Origin of the sequence: Actinomadura sp. NPDC048021, from assembly GCF_040653135.1 — a bacterium.
GTDB classification, from domain to species: domain Bacteria; phylum Actinomycetota; class Actinomycetes; order Streptosporangiales; family Streptosporangiaceae; genus Spirillospora; species Spirillospora verrucosospora.
Window position 1 is genome coordinate 57,271 of the sequence record NZ_JBEZJQ010000012.1, and the last position, 21,371, is coordinate 78,641.

22 protein-coding genes are annotated in these 21,371 nt (G+C 73.6%); 12 read left to right on the plus strand and 10 right to left on the minus strand.

The window, feature by feature from the left end; all coding sequences use genetic code 11:
- Positions 1–41: 41 nt before the first annotated feature.
- Together AB0C87_RS21045 and AB0C87_RS21050 are read left to right on the plus strand one after the other, a co-directional pair.
- Positions 42–671: a TetR family transcriptional regulator gene (locus AB0C87_RS21045; protein WP_345172931.1), complete on the plus strand. Its 630-nt coding sequence runs from the start codon at positions 42–44 to the stop codon at positions 669–671.
- A 121-nt stretch (positions 672–792) separates the two neighbouring features.
- Positions 793–2,799: a hypothetical protein gene (locus AB0C87_RS21050; RefSeq protein WP_360579074.1), complete on the plus strand. Its 2,007-nt coding sequence runs from the start codon at positions 793–795 to the stop codon at positions 2,797–2,799.
- 22 nt (positions 2,800–2,821) lie between these two features.
- On the opposite strand, the gene AB0C87_RS21055 is transcribed toward AB0C87_RS21050, so the two are convergent.
- The 3 genes from AB0C87_RS21055 to AB0C87_RS21065 form a co-directional block, all read right to left on the minus strand.
- Positions 2,822–3,184 carry a DUF2516 family protein gene (locus tag AB0C87_RS21055; protein ID WP_221493399.1) on the minus strand — a complete coding sequence of 121 codons (363 nt, stop codon included), beginning with the start codon at positions 3,182–3,184 and terminating at the stop codon, positions 2,822–2,824.
- Positions 3,185–3,356: 172 nt separating this feature from the next.
- Complete coding sequence (locus AB0C87_RS21060) at positions 3,357–3,812, minus strand: hypothetical protein (protein ID WP_353831408.1); 456 nt, start codon at positions 3,810–3,812, stop codon at positions 3,357–3,359.
- On the minus strand, positions 3,809–4,261 hold the full coding sequence (locus AB0C87_RS21065; RefSeq protein ID WP_345172926.1) for a helix-turn-helix transcriptional regulator: 453 nt from the start codon (positions 4,259–4,261) through the stop codon (positions 3,809–3,811). The genes AB0C87_RS21060 and AB0C87_RS21065 overlap by 4 nt, the downstream gene beginning before the upstream one ends.
- A 175-nt stretch (positions 4,262–4,436) precedes the next feature.
- Here AB0C87_RS21065 and AB0C87_RS21070 point away from each other — a divergent pair, with 175 nt between their 5' ends.
- Positions 4,437–4,820 (plus strand): DoxX family protein, encoded by a 384-nt coding sequence (locus AB0C87_RS21070; protein ID WP_360579077.1) that lies wholly within the window; start codon positions 4,437–4,439, stop codon positions 4,818–4,820.
- A gap of 48 nt (positions 4,821–4,868) precedes the next feature.
- On the opposite strand, the gene AB0C87_RS21075 is transcribed toward AB0C87_RS21070, so the two are convergent.
- The gene (locus AB0C87_RS21075) at positions 4,869–5,753 is read right to left on the minus strand and encodes a neutral zinc metallopeptidase (RefSeq protein WP_345172922.1); all 885 of its coding nucleotides are present in this window, start codon (positions 5,751–5,753) and stop codon (positions 4,869–4,871) included.
- 216 nt (positions 5,754–5,969) lie between these two features.
- Here AB0C87_RS21075 and AB0C87_RS21080 point away from each other — a divergent pair, with 216 nt between their 5' ends.
- The 6 genes from AB0C87_RS21080 to AB0C87_RS21105 all read left to right on the plus strand — a co-directional run bounded on the left by AB0C87_RS21080 (position 5,970) and on the right by AB0C87_RS21105 (position 14,084).
- Positions 5,970–7,745: a DUF2207 domain-containing protein gene (locus AB0C87_RS21080; RefSeq protein WP_360579079.1), complete on the plus strand. Its 1,776-nt coding sequence runs from the start codon at positions 5,970–5,972 to the stop codon at positions 7,743–7,745.
- 61 nt (positions 7,746–7,806) lie between these two features.
- The gene (locus AB0C87_RS21085; protein WP_345172918.1) at positions 7,807–8,214 is read left to right on the plus strand and encodes a hypothetical protein; all 408 of its coding nucleotides are present in this window, start codon (positions 7,807–7,809) and stop codon (positions 8,212–8,214) included.
- Positions 8,215–8,390: 176 nt separating this feature from the next.
- The gene (locus AB0C87_RS21090) at positions 8,391–9,089 is read left to right on the plus strand and encodes an FCD domain-containing protein (RefSeq protein ID WP_345172916.1); all 699 of its coding nucleotides are present in this window, start codon (positions 8,391–8,393) and stop codon (positions 9,087–9,089) included.
- Entirely contained in the window at positions 9,086–10,333 is a 1,248-nt protein-coding gene (locus AB0C87_RS21095; RefSeq protein WP_360579081.1) for an MFS transporter, read from the plus strand. Before AB0C87_RS21090 ends, AB0C87_RS21095 begins: the two co-directional genes overlap by 4 nt.
- Before the next feature lie 39 nt (positions 10,334–10,372).
- Positions 10,373–10,774, plus strand: a complete 402-nt coding sequence (locus AB0C87_RS21100) for a hypothetical protein (protein ID WP_345172912.1) — start codon at positions 10,373–10,375, stop codon at positions 10,772–10,774.
- 52 nt (positions 10,775–10,826) lie between these two features.
- Positions 10,827–14,084 carry a DUF4132 domain-containing protein gene (locus AB0C87_RS21105; RefSeq protein WP_360579083.1) on the plus strand — a complete coding sequence of 1,086 codons (3,258 nt, stop codon included), beginning with the start codon at positions 10,827–10,829 and terminating at the stop codon, positions 14,082–14,084.
- Positions 14,085–14,253: 169 nt separating this feature from the next.
- Here AB0C87_RS21105 and AB0C87_RS21110 read toward each other — a convergent pair whose 3' ends face one another.
- Together AB0C87_RS21110 and AB0C87_RS21115 are read right to left on the minus strand one after the other, a co-directional pair.
- Positions 14,254–15,231, minus strand: a complete 978-nt coding sequence (locus AB0C87_RS21110) for an asparaginase (RefSeq protein WP_345172908.1) — start codon at positions 15,229–15,231, stop codon at positions 14,254–14,256.
- A 162-nt stretch (positions 15,232–15,393) separates the two neighbouring features.
- Entirely contained in the window at positions 15,394–16,221 is an 828-nt protein-coding gene (locus AB0C87_RS21115; protein ID WP_345172907.1) for a 3-keto-5-aminohexanoate cleavage protein, read from the minus strand.
- A gap of 19 nt (positions 16,222–16,240) precedes the next feature.
- On the opposite strand from AB0C87_RS21115, the gene dtd reads away from it, so the two are divergent.
- Positions 16,241–16,666 carry a D-aminoacyl-tRNA deacylase gene (gene dtd, locus AB0C87_RS21120; RefSeq protein ID WP_353831414.1) on the plus strand — a complete coding sequence of 142 codons (426 nt, stop codon included), beginning with the start codon at positions 16,241–16,243 and terminating at the stop codon, positions 16,664–16,666.
- Positions 16,667–16,691: 25 nt separating this feature from the next.
- On the opposite strand, the gene AB0C87_RS21125 is transcribed toward dtd, so the two are convergent.
- From AB0C87_RS21125 to AB0C87_RS21140, 4 genes are all read right to left on the minus strand, one after another.
- Positions 16,692–17,183, minus strand: coding sequence for a hypothetical protein (locus AB0C87_RS21125; protein WP_360579085.1), 492 nt, complete (start codon positions 17,181–17,183; stop codon positions 16,692–16,694).
- Between the two features lie 79 nt (positions 17,184–17,262).
- Positions 17,263–18,249, minus strand: coding sequence for a folate-binding protein (locus AB0C87_RS21130; RefSeq protein ID WP_360579087.1), 987 nt, complete (start codon positions 18,247–18,249; stop codon positions 17,263–17,265).
- A 58-nt stretch (positions 18,250–18,307) separates the two neighbouring features.
- Positions 18,308–18,724 carry a transcriptional repressor gene (locus tag AB0C87_RS21135; protein ID WP_345172900.1) on the minus strand — a complete coding sequence of 139 codons (417 nt, stop codon included), beginning with the start codon at positions 18,722–18,724 and terminating at the stop codon, positions 18,308–18,310.
- Positions 18,725–19,186: 462 nt separating this feature from the next.
- Positions 19,187–19,672: an FABP family protein gene (locus AB0C87_RS21140; RefSeq protein ID WP_345172898.1), complete on the minus strand. Its 486-nt coding sequence runs from the start codon at positions 19,670–19,672 to the stop codon at positions 19,187–19,189.
- A 121-nt stretch (positions 19,673–19,793) separates the two neighbouring features.
- Here AB0C87_RS21140 and AB0C87_RS21145 point away from each other — a divergent pair, with 121 nt between their 5' ends.
- A complete protein-coding gene (locus AB0C87_RS21145; RefSeq protein WP_360579089.1) occupies positions 19,794–20,456 on the plus strand; it encodes a GIDE domain-containing protein in 663 nt (220 codons plus the stop codon).
- 151 nt (positions 20,457–20,607) lie between these two features.
- The gene (locus AB0C87_RS21150; RefSeq protein ID WP_345172894.1) at positions 20,608–20,970 is read left to right on the plus strand and encodes a DsrE family protein; all 363 of its coding nucleotides are present in this window, start codon (positions 20,608–20,610) and stop codon (positions 20,968–20,970) included.
- Positions 20,971–21,371 lie beyond the last annotated feature (401 nt).

Here is a 21,371-nt window from a genome sequence, read left to right on the forward strand (position 1 = left end):
TGCAATAGATGCAACTTTGCAGCCATGGTAACGTGCGTCACATGGTGGAGGACGACGGCCGGCCGGGGCTGCGGGAGCGCAAGAAGATGCGCACGCGGCAGGCCATCGCGACGGCCGCGCTGCGCCTGTTCGCCGAGCGCGGCTACGAGGAGACGACGATCGCCGACATCGCGGCCGCCGCCGACGTCTCGCCCCGCACGTTCTTCAGCTACTTCCCCTCCAAGGAAGACGTGATCTTCGCCGAGATCGACGACCGGCTCGCCGAGGTCGCCGAGCGGCTGCGCCGCACCCCCGGCGAGTCCCCCATGGAGACCATCCGGCGCAGCATCGTGGACGTCCTCGAAGCGATCGTGGCCGAGCACCGCGACTACGGCCCGGTCCAGGTCGCCCTCATCCTGGAGCGCCCCGCCCTGCGCGCCCGGGCGCTCCAGCGCATGACCGACGCCCAGGACGCGATCGAGGCGCTGCTGCGCGAGCTGTGCCCCGGCATCTCCGAGATCGACGCGGTGGCCGCGGCGGGCATCGCGGTCGGCGGCATGCAGGCGGTCGTGGCGCACTGCCGCCGCGAGGGCTACGACCCGCTGTCCATGCGCACCGCCCTCGACCGCGCCGTGGACATCGTCGAGCACGGCCTCGTCTCGGTGGACGCGCTGTCGCGTCCGTCCCCCTGAGCCGCCGGGCACCGGCCGGCGGAGGCGCCCGCCGGCCGGTGCCCGGCTCAGCGCCCGCCTCCCGCCGATCGGATGGGCGAAAGATCAGCGAATGTCTCCGGCGCGGTGTAGAACTGCGGCCGTGGCAGACGAGACAGGACGGCCGGACGGCCCCGCGCGACTTTCCGAGCATGAACGCGGCACGGAGGCCGCGCTGAGCCAACTCGTGACGAGATCCGGCTTCGGCGGGCCGTCCAGAAGCACGCTCGCCCACATCGACATGGTCGGCCGGTTCCTGGCCGGAGCGGTGGACCCCGCGACGGCCGTGGCCGGGCAGACGTCCGATGTCTGCCCGTGGGGGCCGCTGGCCGGACGGATCGGGGCCGCCGCGCTGCGGGCGGTCTCGCCCGTCACCGCCGATCCCCATCGGGAGACCCTGCTGGCCCTGCTGGAGCTCTGGTCGCGCACGCCCATGGCCGACCCCGCCGTCCGGCTGCGCAGGGGACGCGTGGCCGCAAGCGTCACCGCCGCGCGGGACGAGCACGGGGCGGCCGTGACGATCGGGGGCGCCGACCCGGAATGGGTCGCCCGGAAGAATCCGGAACTGGCCTTCCTCGACCGCGCGTTCGCCGAGGGCGCCCCGCCCGCCCTCGGCGACGTCGTGGAAGTCGCCGACGCGCCCCTGGGATGGGGTACCGCCGATCAGCTCACCCGCCTGGTCGCCCTGGTCCGCGCCAAGGGCCCGGTGCCCTGGGACCGCAAGGCCGTGGACCTGCTGGCCGGGAAGACCGGCTTGTCGCGCACCACCGCGAGCGTGGCGCTGTGCGGGTTCCTCGGCCACCCCAACGCCAAGGCCGGCAAGCTGTCACCCCAGGCGCGCAAGACCCTCAAGGTGACGTTCCGCGACCTCGAAGACGCCTGGTTCCGCGACCTGGAAGGGCACACCGACGAGGACCGGCTCGAACTCCTCGCCGACGTCCTCCCTCAGGACCCGGAAGAGCTGTGGGAGCCCGGTGGCCTCGGCGAGGTCGCGCTGCGCCTCTCCCAGGCGTGGCGGCAGCGGTTCGGCGCGAAGCCGGTCGCACCGCCCGCCACCGTCCAGGCGGCCGAGACGGTGGCCCCGAACGTCACCGGCGCCCAGCTGTGCGAATGGCTGATCGATCCCGGCGCCGTCCCGCTGCTCACCAAGGACCTGGACACCTGGCTGGAGTCCGACGACACCCCCAAGTACAGGCACCAGAAGTGCGTTCCCGCCGCCGAGACGCTCCAACTCCGGAACCTGATCGAAGCCGTCCTGCTCGGGCTGCGCTGGTCCTACGACGAGCTGCCCGCCGGCGACCCGGTCCGGGAGGGCGCTTCCGCGGCCTACGACCTGCTGCTCCAGCGGCTGGCCCACCCCGGCCTGCTGCTGCCGGCCTGCCTCTTCGACACCGGGTCGGAGGGGCTGGACGCGATCACCGGCAGGTTCGGGACCACCCCCTACAGCGGCCCGAGCGAACTCACCGTCGACTACGTCGACGACGGCCTCACGGTCGCCTCACTCATCGAGCACCGGCGGCTCGCGAGCCTGTTCTTCCGCCCCGCCCTCTACGGCGTGGACGACCGGACCGAGCGCCTCGCCGAAGTGGTGGACGCGTCCCGCGACAGCAGGCACGCCTTCGAACGCGTCCGCCTGCTGCGGGGGAAGGGCGCCGAGGCCATGGCGCGCCGCATCCGGTCCGGGGCTCTGCCGGAGGGCGCGTACGAGGCCGATCCGTCGGCGTCGGCGCCGTCCCTGGTGGAGGAGGCGGCCGGGCGCCTGGACGTCCCGCCGGACTCCGCCGCGCTCTACCTCCAGTTGCTCACCCTGACCGCACCGACGGACCGCAACGTGCGGAAGTGGAACAACTGGACCCCAGCCCGCCTCCGCAAGGCCGCCGAGCCCCTGGTGGCCCGCGACCTGGTGGCCCGGCACGAGTACCGGGGCGACGGACGCAAGATCTTCCTCCCGGGTCCCTACACCCAGGGCCCGCCGCCCCAGGAGACGTGGAAGGCCGGCCTGAAGGCCGCGGCGGACGCGGAGGACCCCCGGAACCCCTTCATCTGGCGACCGCTCCCCGACCGCTTCACCTACGCCTGGCACCACGCCCAGAAACACCCGCCCGCGTGACACGCCCAGGTCGTCGATCTTGCTACCAGGGGCCGTAGGGGCCCTGGCGGGAGCCGCCGCGGCCGCCGTTCTTCTTGTACGGGCCGACGGCCGGGCGGACGTCGGCCAGGTAGACGGCGGCGGCGATGAACGCGGCGACCGGGAGGATGCCGAGGAGCAGGGCGATGGGGCTGGCGCCGAGCGCCACCGGCGCGACCGCGTAGGCGGCGCCGACCACCGTCGCGACGATCAGGATGATCATCCACAGCTTCTTGCTCTGCTTGCTCGCCGCGGCGTAGGCGTTCACGGGCACGGTCAGCGAGTCGACCAGCGCCCACGCCTCCATCGCGAACGCGATGATCAGCAGCAGCCAGAAGAAGTAGTCCAGCACGTTGAAGCCCGACATCGGCGATCAGCGCTCCTGCTCGTCTCGGACGGCGACTCCTCGTCGCACGCGGGTCTTCCTTCACCGCAACCCTATGCGCACCGTCCACCAGGGCGGCCTGATGGAACAGGCACCTGTAGGGACGACGGAGCCCGGCCGGGTGTTCCCGGCCGGGCTCCGTCGTTCGGCGCCGTTACTTCTTCGTGGTGGAGCGGGACTGCCCGGTGGCCCGGCTCTGCGCCGTCCGGCGCTGCGCGGTGCGGGCCTTGGACGCCTGCTTCGGCGCGGCCTGGTCGGTCGCGGCGATCTCGGCGACCTCGGAGGCCTCGCGGTGCACGACCTTCTTGCCGCGCTCGGCGAGCTCGTCGATGAACTCGACGGCGCGGGTGCCGAAGTGCGTGGCGTACGCGACGGCGGCGCCCGGCAGGTCCTTGGCGTCCACGCGCTCCTGGTACCGGGAGACCTCGCCGCGGTAGCGGGCGGCGGTCTCGCGGACCTGCACGCGGTAGCGGTCGACGGTCTCGCGGACCTCGCCCTGGTACCTGGTCACCTGCTCGGGGACCTCACGGATCTTCTCCACCGCGAAGTCGCCGGCGCCGGCCACGGCGTACACGGCCTTGTTCTCACGGAGGTTGCTGGCCAGCGTCATCCGACCTCTTCCTTTCCCTGTTGCTGTGGTCCGGCCTGTTCTGGGCCGGTCTCTTCCGGTACGGCGGTCTCGGCGGGCTCGTCGGGCTCGGCGCCGAGGACGCCGCTGGCTTCGTTCTCCTTGAGGAACGACGCGTAGATGTCGAGCAGGACCTGCTTCTGCCGTTCCGTCAGGACGAGGTCGGCCCGCACGGCGGCCTGCACGTCGGTGTCGGCCTCGCGGTCCTCCAGGATTCCGGCCTGCACGTACAGCGCCTCGGCGGAGATCCGCAGCCCCTTGGCGATCTGCTGCAGGATCTCGGCGCTCGGCTTGCGCAGGCCGCGTTCGATCTGGCTCAGGTACGGGTTGGAGATCCCGGACACGTCCGCCAGCTGGCGCAGCGAGATCTTCGCCCGCGTCCGCTGCTCCCGGATGTACTCCCCGATGGAGCCGACCTTCGAACTCGCCATGTCTCCACTCTCCGTCATGGTGCTTGCTATTGCAAGCACCATAGCTAGCACTTTGTGGTGAAACGGCTCACATGCCTGAAATGCCAGGTGGCGCAGGTCACGGCGGGTGGTGTCACGCGGGTCGCGGCGCCGGTGTCTTGGGGACGAACCACTCGTCCCCCCAAGGAGGAAGCTCATGAACACGGCGCTGTGGATCGCGGCGGGGCTGTTGACCGCGGTGGCGCTCACCGGTGGTTTCACCAAGGTCTTCGTCCCCACCGCCAAGCTCGCCGAGGCCCCCGGCGGGCAGTGGACCGGCAGTGCCGGCGACGGCTTCGTGAAGGCTCTCGGCGGTCTGGAACTCCTCGCCGCCGCGGGCCTGGTCCTGCCCGCCGTGGTCGGCGTCGCGCCGGTCATGGTGCCGGTGACGGCCGCCTGCTGGGTGCTGCTGATGGTCGGCGCGATGGTCACGCACGGCAGGCGCGGCGAAGGCGGGTTCGTGGCGTTGAACCTGGTCTACCTCGTGATCGCGCTCTTCATCGCGGTGGGCCGCTTCGGCCCCTGGCCCTTCACCGGCTGACCGTGCGCGGGAACCGTCATGCCCCGCCGTCCCCCACGGACGGCGGGGTCAGCTCACCTTGGACGGGGGCGCGATCCAGGTGTTGCAGACGGTCAGGTCGCGCCCGTTGAAGCCGGCGACCACCCAGCCCGCGTAGTGGCGGCCCGAGCCGTGGTCGCGCTTCTCCGGCGGCTGGCGGTCGTCGCCCCTGGCCAGCACGTCGTTGACCATGGCCGTGTACTGCTCGCGGGTCATCGGGAGGGTGGTGCGCTCGCTGCCGAGGAACGCGCCCGCGAAGCACTGGGCCTGGAGCTCGATGCGGCGGCTCGCCTCCGTGCGGGTGGCGGTGTCGCCGGACTCCATCTGGCCGTCGCCGTAGAGCAGGATCCCGGCCCGGTCCTGGACGTGGTGCCCGTACTCGTGCGCGATCACGCGGGCGTAGACGGCGTAGTGGGACAGCGGCTCGCCGCCGGACGTCTCCACGACGTGCCGGAGCCCCACGTACATCGTGTTGTTGGCCGGGCAGTAGAACGCGGACGCGCCGGGCGCCGGGTAGGAGCCGCACGGGCTGCGCCCCGGCTCGACCCAGAACACCCGGTCGGGCCTGTCGAATGCGATGCCGGCCTTGGTGAACTGCTTGGTCCACGTCGCGTCGAGGCAGTCGCTCAGGGTGTCCATGAACCCGCGCATGGACTCGGCGGACGGCTGGATCTGCGGCAGGCGGCAGCTCACCGGCGTGAGCGGGCCGGTCCTGTAGAGCTTGCTGTTGGTCGCCTTCTCCCGCGGGGTCGAGGGGCCGCCGGCCGTGGTGGTGGGCGTCCCGGTGCCGCCGGCGGCGTCCCGGCCGCCGCCGAACAGCGAGATCCCCAGGATCGCCAGGACCACCAGGGACGTGAGCCCCCCGAAGATGCCCGCGATCGTCCCGCCCGCGCTGCGGCGCGGCGGCGGGCGCATCGGGGCGTACCGGTACTGCGGGGGCCCGTAGGCAGGAGACCCGTAGCCCGGACCGCCATACCCCGGCCCGCCGTACGGCGGACTCCCCTGCGGCGGCCCACCGTACGGCGGGCGGCCGTAGGGCGGTCCGGGAGGCCGCGGCGGAGGGGGCGGCGGGGGGTAGTGACCTGCCATAGCGCAGAATCATCGCACGCATTCCCGATACCATTTGCGGCCATGTCTGCTCTTGCGGCGATGTTCCGGTCGCGTCCGGCGGTCCTGGTGGTCTCGGCGGCCCTGGCCGCCCCCCTGCTGACCTGCACTTCCGCGACGGCGGCCGAGGCCGGCGGGCCGTCCGCGGCCGGTGCGGCGGCGTCCGGTCCCGCGGCCGAGCGGGTGCTCAAGGACGACGTCGTCCTCACCGCGGTCCAGGGCGGCACGGTCAGGGTGAAGGAGACGATCGTCTACCGGTTCGCCGGGCACGACGGCTTCCAGCGGACGTACCCGACCAGGACGCACGAGAGCGTCACCGAGGACCGCGTCCACCGGATCGAGAACCTGCGGGCCGCCAGCCCGGACGGCGGGCCCACGAGGGCCACCGCGTCCGCCTCGGGCCTGAACACGACGGTCAAGGTGGCGGGCGACCGGAAGCTCACCGGCGACCACACGGTCGTCCTGGAGTACGACGTGCGCGGCGCGATCACCCGGATGGGCGCGGCGGAGGAGCTGCGCTGGCCGGTGGTCGGCGGCTGGAAGGTGCCCCTCGACGAGGCCAAGGCGGTCGTCGAGGGCGGCGCGATGATCCGCAACGTCAACTGCTTCACCGGGCCGATCGGCAGCACGATCGGCTGCACGCAGTACTACACGAACCACACGCACACCCAGGGCGTCTTCGCCCAGCAGGGCATGCTGCCCGGCGAGTACCTGACGGTCGTCGCGGGCCTGCCCGCCGGGACGACGGGCGGGCGCGCGATCTACGAGCGCCGCCACACGGTCGCGACCGCGTTCTCCGTCAACGCCGTGACCGGCGCCGCGCTCGCCGGCCTGCTGGTGCTGCTCGTGGGCGGCGTCCTCGCCCTGTACCTGCTGCGCGGCCGGGACGCGCGGACCGTCGGCAAGCGGGCCGCCGAGGGCGACCAGGTGCCGGTGGCCGGGACGGAGTTCGAGCCGCCGAACGGGGTGCGGCCCGGCCAGATCGGCACGCTGATCGACGAGCAGGCCGACGTGATCGACGTGACCGCGACGATCGTCGACCTCGCCGTGCGCGGCTACCTGCTGATCGAGGAGGAGGACCGGGCCGTCACCGGCCGCCTCGACTGGACGCTGCGCCGCCTCGAACGCCCGCAGGCCGACCTGCTCCCCTACGAGCGGATCCTGCTGGACGCGCTGCTGACGGCGCCGGACGGGTCGGCCCGCGACGCCGTCCGGCTGTCGGAGCTCGGCGGGACGTTCGCGACGAAGCTGACGCAGGTCAGGTCCGCGATGTACGACGACGTGGTGAAGCAGGGCTGGTTCGCGCGGCGGCCCGACACCGTCCGGTCCCGGTGGACGGTCGCGGGCATCCTCGTGACGGTGCTCGGCATCGCCGGGACGGTCGCGCTGGCGCTCACCACCGAGTGGGCGCTGGCCGGGCTCGCGCTGATCATCGCGGGCGCGGCGCTGGCCTATGGCGGCCAGTACATGCCGGCGAAGACCTCGCGCGGCGCCACCGTCCTCGCGCACACGATCGGTTTCCGCGCGTTCCTGGAGCGCGGCGCCCTCCCCGACGACGGCTCCATGGCGGCGCGCCAGCGGATCGCGCTGTTCTCCCGGTTCCTGCCCTACGCGGTGGTGTTCGACCTCGTGGCGAAGTGGGCCGAGACGGTGAAGGACGCGGGCGAGCGCGCGGAGGGGGCCGACAACCTCTACTGGTACGAGGGCCCGGCGGAATGGGACCTGTCGAAGTTCGCCGAGTCGATGCGCACGTTCACGCTGGCCACGTCGGGCTCCATCTCCCAGTCGCGCGGGCTGTGACGGCGCCGGGCGGTTAACCGCCGGACGCCGGGTAAAGCCTGGGGCGAGGAGGTGTCGCCCCATGGTCGCCAGCGCCGTGCTCGCCGCCCCCTTGGCCGCCCAGTCCAACCGCCTCGGCGACGCCTACTTCATGGCCGTCGGCCCGGCCGTGATCTTCGTGGCGCTCATCGCCTGGGTGACGGTCGTGCTGACGACGTCACGCAAACGCCACCACTATCCCCCCAGCTCCGCGGACGGCCTGTCCCACCGCGGGCCCGTCATGGGCGGCGTGATCACGGGCAGCCCGTCGCAGCGGACGCGCCGCGACCCGGCCCCGTCGGTGACCCACCGCGAGGTCATGGCCCATGTCGAGCGGGGGCGCGCGGAAGAGGAGGCGGCCCGCGAGCGGGGACGGGCGGAGGCCGAGAGGGTCCGCGCCGAGCCGCCCGCCAGGAGCCGCCGCAGATTCGGCCTTCCCAGGCTCCGCTGACGCGGAGCGGCCGGAACGAAGGACGCGCCGCCCGCCGGATCCGGCGCCCCCGCACCCCGCCCGGCGGGCGCCGTGGACGCCCGCGGTGGCGGCCGCGACCCCTCCCGGCCGCCACCGCGGGTCCGCGCCGGACCCGCCCCTCGTAAGATGTCTGACATCTTACTTTGGAGGCTTTCGTGGCGTTGAGTCCCGTACCGGGCGGGTCGACGGTGGACGCCGTCCTCGACCAGCTCCAGGCGCAGGTCAGCGGGGGCGCCTGGCCGGTCGGCCGGCGGATCCCGGCCGAGCTGGAACTGGCCGCGCAGCTCGGGGTCAGCCGTCCGGCCGTCCGGGAGGCGATCCGGGCGCTGTCGCACGTCGGGGTTCTGGAGGTGCGCCGCGGCGACGGGACGTACGTGCGCAGCACCGCCGACCCGCGCCCGCTGCTGCGGCGGGTGTCCCGCGCGTCCGCCCGGGACGTGTTCGAGGTGCAGCTCGCCTACGACGTCCAGGCGGCCCGGCTGGCGGCGCGCCGCCGCACCGGCGCCGACCTGGCGCGGCTGGAGGAGCTGCTCCGCGCCCGCGACGAGGCCACCGAGCCGGACGCGTTCGGCGCCGCCGACGCGCGCTTCCACCTCGGCGTCGCGGAGGCGTCCCGCAACCCGGTGCTGATCGAGGCGATGCGGTTCTTCATCGACCGGCTGCACGAGTCGATGCGCGCGATCCGGATGGACCGCGAGGTGCCCGAGGCGGGTCCGGCCCGGCACCGCGCCGTGCTGGACGCCATCGCGGCGGGCGACCCGGAGGCGGCCGCGTCCGCCGCCGCCGCCGTCGTGGAACCGACCCTCGCCGTCCTGCAGTCCCTGCTCGGCGACGCGCCCGGGGAGGACGCGTGACCGGGCGGCGCGCCGGGCTGGCCGGCGCCCTGCTGATGATCGTCCTGCTGGCGGTCAACCTGCGTCCGGCGATCGCGGCGGTCGGGCCGCTGCTGACCGAGATCAGCGACGCCTTCCGGCTGTCGGGGACGGCGGCGGGCGCGCTCACCACGCTGCCGCTGGCGTTCTTCGGCTCCTACGGGCTCGTCGCCGCCTTCCTGCGGCGCCCGCCGCGCAGCGAGACGCTGCTGGTGTGCGCGATGGCGCTGCTCGTCGCCGGGCTCCTGCTGCGGCTGCCGGGCGGCGTGGCCGCGCTGTTCGCCGGCTCCCTGGTCGCGGGGATCGCGATCAGCATCGGCAACATCGCGGTGCCGGCCATCATCAAGCGGGACCACCCGTCCCGGATCACCACGGTCACGGCGGTCTACACGGTCGCGGTGACGGCCGGCGCGGCCCTGTCGTCCGGGCTCGCCGTGCCGGTGGAGGACCTGTTCGGCGCGTCGTGGCGGCTGCCGCTCGGCCTGCTCGCGATCCCCGCCGCGCTCGCCGGGCTGCTGTGGCTGCCGAGGGCGCGGCGGGCGGCGCGCGCGGCCCGCTCCGCGCCGCCCGCGGCGCCCCCGGCCGGCGTCGCCGCGCTGGTGTGGCGGTCGGGCCTGGCCTGGCACGTCACGGTGTTCATGGGCCTGCAGTCGCTGCTGGCCTACGTGGTGATCGGCTGGCTGCCGACGCTCTGCCAGGACCGCGGGATGGACGAGACGGCCGCCGGCTCCGTGCTGGCGCTGGTGGCGGCGGTCCAGGCGGTCGGGTCGCTGGCCGTCCCGGTGCTGGCCCGGCGGACCCGCGACCAGCGCCCCCTGGTGATCGCCACGGTCGCGCTGACCGCGCTGGGCTTCTTCGGGGTGACCTGGGCGCCGATCGCCTCGGTGTGGGGCTGGGCGGTGGTCCTCGGCCTCGGCCAGGGCCTCGGTTTCGCGACCGCGCTGTCGTTCATCGGGCTCCGCGCCCACGACGCCCACGTCGCGGTCCAGCTGTCGGGGATGGCGCAGGGCGTCGGCTACGTCATCGCGGCGCTCGGCCCGCTCGCCCTGGGCGCGCTGCACGACGCCACCGGCGGATGGACCGTTCCGATGCTGGGCGTGCTGACCGTCTGCGCCGCCCTGGCCGTCCCGGGCCTGCCCGCCGGGCGGCTCCGCACCGTGGGCGCCCCCGCCTCCCCGGCGCCCGACGTGGTTAACACCGGTTCCAGCGGACACATCCCTAACTGACCTGGCGTGGGCCGATCCGCGCCTCGGGAGGTGGTCGCCTTGCTCACCACGATCGTCGCCGACCCCGTACTGGCGAACACGGCCCCCACGGGAGCCCGCTACTTCGTCTGGATCATTCCGTTCGCGATCGTCGGCGCCCTGCTGACGTGGCTGTACGCGACCCGGGCCGCCTCGTCCAGGAAGCTGCACTGCTCGCGCCGGAACAACCAGCTGAACCAGCGCGGCATGGAGCAGGGCGGCTACTACACCTACGCCCCGGGGATGTTCTCGCACAGCTACCCGCCGGCCAAGGAGGGCCAGCCCGAGGAGTTCCGCAAGGACAACCCCCAGCCCGGACGGGAACCGAAGAAGCCCTGGCCCGAGGGCGTCCTCTACGAGCAGACGATCTTCAAGGAGGAGTTCGAGACCCTCAGGGCGTCCAAGAGCACCGAGAACCGCTAGCGCGTCCGGCAATCCGCCCCCGGGTGTCGGCGGGCCTCACTACGCTCCCGGCATGATCAAGTCGAGCGCCGCGCCTCCGGACGAAGACACCCTCGAAATGCCGAGGTCCTGGATGCGGCATCTGCATCCGCGGCGCGGCGGGCATCCGGGACCGAAACTCGCATCGGCCGACGTCCACGAGGACGAACTGCTCGCACCATACGCGGGCGCCATCGAGAAAGTCCTCGGCCGCACCGGGGCCGACCCGGCGCTGACCGCCGTGGTGCGCGAACACCTGGACGGCAGGGGAAGCGCGCTGGAAGCGGCGGCGATCGTGGCCGTCCACGGCGCCGAGAAAACGTACCTGGACCCGTCGCGGCAGGAGGAAGCGCTCAAACGCCTGCGCGCGTTCATCGCGCAGACCGGCGACGCCGAGTACCGGCGCGTCGTCTCGCTCATCGACGGGCTGCGCACGACGCCCGCACGGCGGATGGTCGCCGCCTACCTCGTCCCGACCGAACTCGACTGGGTGGCCGAATGCTGCGCGGCGCCTGCGCATTCGGTGCCGCGGGAGCTGCTGCTCCGTTCCCTGGGCTCGGCCGAGCATCTCGAAATTCTCGGCGCCGGAGCCCATATCTCCGTCTCCGACTGCTACTACGTCGAGAACCTCATCACTCTGGCGGACGGCGTGGGTCCTGCGATCGCCCCGTTCATGGCCGAGGCCTTCGACCTGTTCCACGACAGCGCGCCGCGCCGCAAGGGCCTGCTGGACGTCCTGAGTCGCCTGCCCGGCGACGAGGCGTTCCGGCAGATGCTGGAGCGCGCGGGCAACCTTCACATGATGGCGGCGCTCCGAGACACCATGCGGCGGTTCCCGGTCCGCGCGATCCGCGTACTGGCGGCCGCCTCGGCGGCGGGGGACGCCACGGCACGCGCCCTGCTGACCGACCACCTGCGGGCCAATGCGGAACTGGCGCGGCAGACCCACGCGGACCTGCCCGCGGGGAGCCGCGCGGTCGTGGAGGAACTGACGGCGGCCGACGACCGGGCTCCGGACGCGGCGGCGGACGAGCTGCCCCGCGCGCTGGCCGCCCCGCGGTGGGAGCGGACGGAGCCGAAGCCCAAGCCGGTCGTCGTCAAAGGCGTGCCCGTCTCGCGGGAGCGGGCGATGGCGTGGGCGCCGGGCGAGCGCGACGCCTGGCTGAACAGCGAGATCGTCACGATCGTCGACGCGAACCACCACTCGTTCGGGCGGGTCCCGGTTCCGGCCGAGCGCACCGAGACCTGGGTCCGGCGGGTCGAGGAGGCCCGGTCCCCCACGACCGATCTGGGCCGGATGCTCTACTGGCAGGGCGCGGTCCTGGCGGCCGGTCCCGAAGACCTCGTCCGCCCCGTCCTGGCCGAGTGGCAGGCCGACTGGCGCCACGAGCGCGGGCTGGGCAGGAAAGGGAACCCCTACGACCCGGACACGTGGCTCCGCGTCATCATCGCGCGGTACGGGCTCGACGCCCTCCCGGTCGCGCTCGGCTACGCGCGGGCCCGGCCCGCGAACGGCGCCGAACTGCTGCTGCCCTTCCTCGACGGCGATGTCGCGAACGCGATGGCCGACTGGCTCCAGCGGAGCACGGCGGCACGCGGGGCCGCGACCGCATGGTTCACCCGGCACGGACGGGCCGCGCTCCCCTACCTCGTGCCGGTCGCGGTCGGCCGCGCCGGCAGGGCGCGCAAGGCCGCCGAGCACGCCCTGCGCCTCGTCGCCGCCCAGGAAGGTCCGGACGCCGTCCTCGACTTCGCGCGCGAGCACGACGAGCGGGCCGTCGAGCCGATCAGGACCGCCCTGGACGCGGAGGCGGACGAGGCGCCGCGTCCCCGCAGGAAGCCGCCCGCCGACCTGGCGGTGAACGCCGAGGTGCTGCCGCAGGTCCTGCTGCGGAACCGGGAGCGCGCGCTGCCCGTGCCCGCCGTCCGGAACCTGCTCACGCTCCTGGCGATGTCCACGCCCGCCGAACCCGATCCCGACCTCGGAAGCGTCCTGGACGCGTGTGACGAGAGTTCGCTGTCCCGCTTCGGCTGGGCGCTGTTCCGGCACTGGCGTGAGAACGGCGCCGAACCCCGGGACGCCTGGCAGTTCGCCGCGCTGGCCTGGCTCGGGGACGACACGACCGTCCGCGAACTCGTCCCGGCGGTCCGGGCGTGGCCGGGCGAGGGCGGCCACCACCACGCGGTGCGCGGGCTCGACGTGCTCGCCGCGATCGGGTCCGACCTCGCACTGCGCGAGATCCACGCCATCTCCCAGAAGGTGAAGTTCAAGGCGCTGAAACTGCGGGCGCAGGAGAAGGTCGGGGAGATCGCCGCCGCGCGCGGCCTCACCACCGAGCAGCTCGGCGACCGCCTCATCCCCGACCTGGGCCTGGACGTCCACGGCACACTCGTCCTCGATTACGGCCCGCGCCGGTTCACCGTCGGATTCGACGAGGCGCTCAGGCCCTACGTCATCGACGAGGCCGGTAAGCACCGGTCGTCCCTGCCCAAACCGGGACAGCGCGATGACGCCGCCCTGGCGCCCGCCGCCTACCGGCGCTTCACCGACCTGAAGAAGGACGTCCGCGCCCTGGCCGGGCTCCAGCTCCAGCGCCTCGAACGGGCGATGACCACGGGGCGCCGGTGGCCGCTGCCGGAGTTCCGCGAGTTCTTCGCCGGACATCCCCTGGTGTGGCACATCGCGCGGCGCCTGGTGTGGATCGCCGAGCACGGCGACACCGTGACGGCGTTCCGGCTCGCGGAAGACCGCACCCTCTCCGACGTCGGCGACGACGCCGTCACGGTGCCCGACGACGCCGTCATCGCCATCGCGCACCCGCTGCACCTCGCGGAGGCGCTGCCGGCCTGGGCCCAGCTGTTCGCCGACTACGAGATCATGCAGCCGTTCCCGCAGCTCGGACGGGAGGTGCACGCGCTCACCGGTGAGGAGAGGGCGGCGGCCCGGCTGGCCCGGTTCGAGGGGGTGACGGTGCCGTTCGGCAACGTGCTCCGGCTGGAGCGGCGCGGCTGGTATCGCGGCCCCGTGGACTCCGACGGCGGGATCTCGTGCCTCGTCCGCCCGGCCGGCGCCGACCGCTACGTCGTCGTCACACTGGCCACGGGACTGTACGCGGGCTCCGTCAGCGCGTCCGGCGATCAGACCCTCGAAGCGGTCTGGGTCGGCGCCGACCCCGCCCCCGATTACTTCTCCCGCGGCGCGTCCGAGGGCGCACCTCACACCTTCGCCGAACTGGACGCGGTGACCGCCTCCGAAGTGCTCGCCGACCTCACCGCCGTCGTCTCCCCCTGAACCGACGCGGGCCGGCATGCCCGGGCGGCTGCTCCTGAACGGCTTCATCGCCCCCGCCATCACCGCGTCCTACGACACCGGCGCCCTGATCGAGACGATGGTGGCCCGGCTGCCGCCGGAGGAGCGCCAGAGCCTGCCTCGAAGGGGGCCGGGACTGGGGAACACCGCGCTAGACCGCCCGGTCGAAGACGCCCGGCGCCGGGCGGATGGCGCCGACGACCCGGTCCCCGCCGCGCACCTCGACGGTCGCCAGCTCGTCCAGGGCGACCCGGTCGGCGCCGTCGTGGACGCCGAGGGCGCGCAGCAGCGCGACGGTCACGGGCGTCCGCGCCCGCATCGCCCCGTCGTCGATCTTGACGACGCCGGCGCGCCCGTCGGCGAACGCGAAGGCGTCCACGCCCTCCGCGCCGCACTTGACGAGCAGCCCGGGGACGGCGTTCATCAGCTGCCGCTCCTCGCGCCGGGTCCCGGACGTCCACTGCGGGTGCGTCCGCATGGCGTCGGCGACGCGCCGCTCGTGCGTGCCCGGCTCGGCGAGGACGAGCGCCCGGAACGCCCGCGCGACGCCCGCGATGGACACGGCGAACAGCGGCGCCCCGCACCCGTCCACGCCGACCGCCGTGGCGGGCTCGCCGGCCAGCTCTTCGACGACCTCCCGGACGGCCTGCTGCAACGGGTGGTCGGGGTCGAGGTAGGAGTCGGCGGGCCAGCCCGTCGTGACGCACGTGGCGAGCATCGCGGCGTGCTTCCCGGAGCAGTTCATGCGCAGCCGGGAGGCGCCCCCGCCCGTCCGGGCGACCTCCTGCTGCGTCGCGGGGTCGAGCGGCCAGCTCTCGGGGCAGCGCAGATCGGCGGCTCCCAGCCCGGCGCCCGCGAGGACCTTCTCCACGCCCTCGACGTGGAAGTCCTCGCCGGAGTGGCTGCCGGCCGCGAGCGCGAGCAGCTCGCCGCCGAGTTCGAGGCCGGCGCGCAGCATCGCGACCGCCTGCATCGGCTTGTTCGCCGACCGGGGGAAGATCGGCGCTCCGGTCTCCCCCGCCCGGAACGCGACGCCCCCGTCGGCGGCCAGCCCGATCGCCGCCCCCCGATGCCGGGACTCCACGAACCCGGAGCGCTCCACCTCGACCAGCACAGGATTGACGTCCACCGCACTCCTCCATCACCACGACACCGGCGCCCGCCTCCGGCGCTCTCCCACCCCGGAACGGTGACCTCGAAGGTCACGTACCCGGCGGACCCCATGAAAGCGGCACCCGGCACCACGAAAACGGCCAGGTTGCCCCATCCCGGCTTGACCCGCCGCCGGGGTTCAGCGGGGCTTGGTGGCGAGGAGCGCGCGGGCTTCGGCGGGCGCCATCGGGGGGCGCTGGGCCAGGCGGGCCGCCTGGGCCGCGCGCTCCACCAGCTCGGCGTTCGCCGTGACCGGGCGGCCCTTGGCGAAGGTGACCGTGTCCTCCATGCCGACCCGCAGGTGGCCGCCCGCCGACAGGGCCGCGAACATGACCGGGAGGGACGTCCGGCCGATGCCGGTGGCCGACCACGTGGCGCCCTCCGGGAGGGCCTCGACGGCGGCCACCAGGGTGCGGGCGTCTCCCGGCATGCCGCCCGGGACGCCCATCACCAGGTCGCAGTGGACGTGCCCGCCGTAAGGGAGCCCGTGCTTGTCCAGGAGGCGATGCAGCGCCGTGATGTGCCCGAGGTCGAACAGCTCGAACTCGGGGACGACCTCCAGACCCTGGGTGCGCTTGTACAGCTCCACCATGAACGACCAGGGGTTCATGAACACGTCGTCGCCGAAGTTGACCGTCCCGCAGGTGAGCGAGCACATGTCGGGTCCGGCGTCGAGGACGCGCAGCCGGTCCTCGTAGGGATCGGTGACCGCGCCGCCCGTGGACAACTGGACGATCAGGCCCGTGCTCTCCCGCAGCGCCGTCACCGTGTCCCGCAGCCGGGACGGGTCGAGCGTGGGCCGCGCGTCGTCGTCGCGGATGTGCACGTGGATCACGGCCGCGCCGGCCGCCTCGCACTCCTTGGCCGTCCGGACCAGTTCATCCAGGGTGACGGGCAGGGCCGGGACATCCGCCTTGGCGGACTCCGCGCCCGTGGGCGCCACCGTGATGAGCGTCGTTGCTCCCATGGCGGCAGAATGCATGGTCATGCGTGCTGTAGTCCAGAGGGTGAGCCAGGCCAGCGTGTCCGTGGACGGGCGCGTCGTCGGCGCGATCGAGGGGCCGGGACTGCTGGTCCTGGTCGGCGTGACGCACGACGACGGCCCGGAAAAGGCCCGCAGACTGGCGTCCAAGCTGTGGGGGCTTCGGATCCTGGAGGGCGAGAAGTCGTGTTCCGACGTGAACGCGCCGCTGCTCGTCGTGAGCCAATTCACTCTCTACGGGGACGCGCGGAAGGGCCGCCGCCCGTCCTGGACGGCCGCCGCGCCCGGCCCCGTCGCCGAGCCCCTGGTGGACGCGGTGGTCCGGGAGCTGCGCGAGCTGGGCGCGAAGGTCGAGACCGGGGAGTTCGGCGCGGACATGAAGGTCGCGCTCGTCAACGACGGGCCGATCACGCTGATCCTGGACGTCTGACCGCGCCGCCGGCCGGGCGCGCGGGTCAGCGGAACCCGTAGACCATGCCGACGAGCGCCGCGACGGTCCCGCCTGCGGCGAGGAGGATGAGGGCGCGGTCCTGCGGGACGAGGCGGCCGCGCACGTCCGAGGACACCACCACGGTCCCGGTGTCGCTCTCGTCCCCGACGGGGCCGTGCTCGAACGGGTTGCGGAGCCCGGCGAGCCGCCACAGCGCGTCGTTGCGGAGCCGCTGGTGGGCCGGGCCGCAGGCGAAGAGCCGCCCCCGGGTGCGCTCGGTGCAGGCCGCGCCCTTCGGCGTCAGGACCCGGCACAGGGTGGGGACGAGGACGAACTCGTACAGGCACCAGGCCAGCAGGCCGAGCAGCGCGAGGCGCCAGGACCGCTGCCACCACGCGATCCCGGCGATCGCCGCGAACAGGGTCCACCACGTCAGAGCGGACTCCCGGCGCGGGCGGCGCCGGGTCCCTCCCCTCCGCGCCGCGGGCGGCTCCCTTTTCCCCAGGTTCGGGACCATCGGTAGGAATCCACCTTCCCCGGGCGCCGAGCGGTCAGAAATCGTCTTATCAGACGATATTCGCCCCGGCGGCGGGCTGCTACCCGTGTTTCGCGGGCCGGCGGCGCAGAGCGATCTGCGCGTTCGCGCCCGTCTCCGGCGACACGACGACCTCCTGCGCCGCCGCGACGCCGCCCGCGAGCAGCTCGGCGTCCACCGGGACGTTCCGCTTGACCAGCGCCAGCGCGACCGGACCCAGCTCGTGGTGCCGGGCCGCCGACCCGACGAACCCGACCGTCCGGCCCCCGGGGACCTCCACCGGGTCGCCGTGCGCGGGCAACCGGTCGACGCTGCCGTCCAGGTGCAGGAACACCAGGCGGCGCGGAGGGCGCCCGAGGTTGTGGACGCGCGCGACGGTCTCCTGCCCCCGGTAGCAGCCCTTGTTCAGGTGGACGGCCGTCTCCACGTACCCGGCCTCGTGCGGGATCGTCCGGTGGTCGGTGTCGAGGCCGAACCGGGGCCGGTGCTCGGCGATGCGCAGCGCCTCGTACGCCCACATCCCCGCCGGCCTGAGGCCGGCCGGGAACTCGCCCCGCGGGACGATCCGCGTCGTCGTCCCCGCGACGTCCGGCCAGGCGGGACGGCCGTCGCCGGGGCCGCCCGGCCCCGTGACCACCATGAACTCGTCCGACACGTCCGCGACCTCGACGCGCAGCATGAACCGCATCCGGTCGAGGAACTCCACCAGCGCCGGGGCCGTCCCCGGCTCGACGTGGGCCCACACGGCCTCGCCGTCGTCGACGAGGAACAGGTGGTGCTCGATGTGCCCGTTCGGGCTGAGCAGCAGCGCCTCGGACGGCTCGGACGGCTTCAGCCCGTCCAGGTGCTGGCTCAGCAGGCTGTGCAGCCAGCTCAGCCGGTCCGGCCCCGAGACGCGGACGACGCCCCGGTTGCTCCGGTCGACGAACGCCGTCCCCTCCTCCAGGGCGCGTTGCTCGCGCGCGGGGTCCCCGTAGTGCGCGGCGACCTCCTGGTCGGGCGCGTCGGCGGCGACGGCTCCGGGCGACTGCAGCAGAGGGCTCTCCATGCCGTCCAGACTATGCCGCGGACCGGCGGATCATGCCGCCCCGGCCGCCCCGCCTCGGCTAGCCCTCGCGGCAGTCCTTGCAGCGCCCGTACACGGTCAGGTGGTGGACGTCGGTCTCGAAGCCGAAGTCGCGCGCCAGGACCTCGGCCAGGCCGGCCGCCGCGCGCGGGTCGACGTCCTCCACGGTGTGGCAGCCCCGGCAGACGAGGTGGATGTGCTCGGCCTCGGCGGCGAGGTGGTAGTTCGGCGGGCCGTGCCCGAGATGGGCGTGCTTGACGAGCCCGAGCTCCTCCAGGAGTTCGAGCGTCCGGTACACGGTGGAGATGTTCACACCGCGCGCGGTGCGCTGCACCTCGGTGCAGATCTCCTCGGGGGTCGCGTGCTCCAGGTCGGTGACCGCTTCGAGCACCAGCTGCCGCTGCGGGGTCACCCGGTACCCCTTCGCCCGCAGCTCCTCCTGCCACGACTCGACCATGCACCGAGTCTAGGCTGTGCTTTCGAAGTCCCGGCCCACTTCGCTCGCCTTGCGGCTCGCCACGTGACCGGGCCTGGGCGAACGCGGCATCGCTTCGCGATCTGCCCGGCTCCGGTCCGGACGTCCTGTTTCAGCCCTCGGAAAACCCGCTTGCCTCTCCACGGGGGCGTCGCATACGTTCGGGATACGCGCGAAAGGAGGTGGTCCTAACCAATGGTTGCTTGTAGGACTCGCGAGGTGGCTGTCCGCTAGTCGCCGTTCCGCCTCGGATCCTCCGCCCATGGGCAGAGGTAGTCGGTCGCGACGGTGACCGGCGAATACCAGGCAGTTACCCGGTCCCCGGACCGATGGACCCGTCCTGTCCATCGCCCGCCACCCGGCGGGAAGGTCCGGGGATCGTTCATTTCCGGGGGCCGGCCGCCTCCCGGGGCGCTCACCCCCGGAGCCCGCCCCCTCCGGCGCTCAGGAGACCTTCTTCAGCTGGGCCGACAGGTGCGACTGGAGCTGGTGGCCCATCGCCGCCATGTCGTACGCCCAGCCGAGGTCCTCGCCGATCAGCCCGTAGAGGCGGTGGCCACCGGTGACCTCCTTGGCCGACTCCGTCCGCGCGACGACGTCCGTGTGCAGCTCCACCCGGTTGAACGCCACGTTTCCCACGTAGATCTCGACGATGCCCGTCGGGTGGGCCAGCGTCACCTCGACCTGGTGGTCGGGGCGCGGGCGCCAGTACCCGGTCTCCATGCCCAGCGGACGCCCGAGCGCGCCGTCCTCCTCGATCTTCCAGGTCCGGCTCGCGTAGATCAGGAAGGGCTTCCCGACGTGCGTGAACGAGATCTCCTGGCCGAAGTTGAACGACTCGATCGTGGGATAGCCGCCCACGCCGGCGCCTTCCCAGGTGCCGAGGAGGAACTTCAGCGGCTCAAGGTCCGGGTGCAGCTCAACGTCCATGGGCACCGAGCGTAGCGGCGTCCGCGGCCCGCCGCGGCCGTCCGCGTCCCCGCGCTCCGTCCCCTCCGGCCCGGGACCGGCGTCCCTGTCCTAAGCCGGGCGGCGCCCCGATCATGGGAGCGTGTCGCTCCTCACCGCGAGCATGCTGGTTCCGCTGGTCATCGCCGCTGGCCTGCTGGCCGCGGGCTGGGTCTGGCGGCTCCGGCTCGGCAACCTGCACCGCGCCGTCCAGACGGACTGCGCCGGCGTCGCCGCGCTCCACGACGGCGTCCCGTGCCAGGTCAGCGGGACGGCCCTCGCCGTCCAGCCCGCCCCGTTCTCCGGCCGTCCCTGCGCCTGGTACAGGACGAAGGCGACGGCCCACGCGAAGACGGGCAAGCGGGTCTTCATCGACGAGAAGTCGAAGACGCCCTTCCCCCTGCGGGACGGGTCGGGGCACGTTCTCATCGATCCCGCCACCGCGGCCGTCGACGGCGCCGTCCAGACGATGGACGAGCGCCGCCCCGCCAGCGGGGAGCTCCCCGGCGTGGACGGGGAGGTCGCGGAGTACCGGTACCAGGAGTGGATCCTGCCGGCCGACCAGCCGCTCTACGTCCTCGGCACCGCGACCGGCGGCTCCGTGGGCAAGGACCGGGAGACCGGCCAGTACGCCATCAGCACGCGGACGCGCCGCGAGTACCGGCGCCGCGCCGTGATGTTCACGGGCATCGGGTACGGCGGAGGCGCGGCCCTCTTCCTCGCCTGCGCCGCCGTGGTCGCCGTCGACCACCTCTTCTCCGGCTGACGCGCCCGGGCTACCTGAGCCGGCCCAGCTTGATCACGAGGAGGACGGCGGCGACCGCCATCAGCCCCAGCACGACGACGAGGATCCCCGCGTTCACCAACCCGGCCACAACGCAGGATGCTACGCGGAACACCGGGCTAGAGTGCCCCCCATGGCAAGACCACTGGTCATCAAGGTGACGGCTGGCGCGGACGCCCCCGAGCGCTGCAACCAGGCGTTCACGGTCGCGGCGGCCGCCGCGGCGAGCGGGGTCCCGGTCTCCCTGTGGCTGACCGGGGAGTCGGCGTGGTTCGCGCTGCCGGGGCGGGCCGCCGAGTTCTCACTGCCCCACGCCACTTCCCTGGACGACCTTCTCGGCGTCGTCCTCGCCGCGGGCCGCGTCACGCTCTGCACCCAGTGCGCCGCCCGCCGCGGCATCGGCCCGGACGACGTCCTGCCCGGCGTCCGCATCGCCGGCGCCCCGACCTTCGTCGAGGAGATCACCCTTCCCGACGTCCAGGCCCTCGTGTACTGACACGAGGCGGACGTCCGCCGGCACGGGACGGGCGCCGGGGCTCGCGCTCTCCGGGCCGGCCGCCCGGAGGCGAGGCCGCCGTGCGCTCCGCAGGGCGAGCGCGAGGCCGGCGGCGGTGGAGCCGGCGAGGCCGAGCATGAGGTCGCCGATGGTGTCGCGGTAGATCGTGACGGTCTCGGGGGTGTCGAGGATGAAGACGCCGTACTCGAAGAACTCCCACAGGATGGCCGCGACGGCGCCCAGGCCGGTGCACGTCAGGGCCAGCGTCCAGGCGTCGAGGCGCGCCCAGCGGCGCAGCGCGACACCGGCGGCGGCGCTCAGCAGGGCCCAGTTCCCGAAGTGGCAGGCGTCGTCGAACCAGCCGACCGTGTCGTAGAGGTCGGCGGCGTTCCCGGCGACGT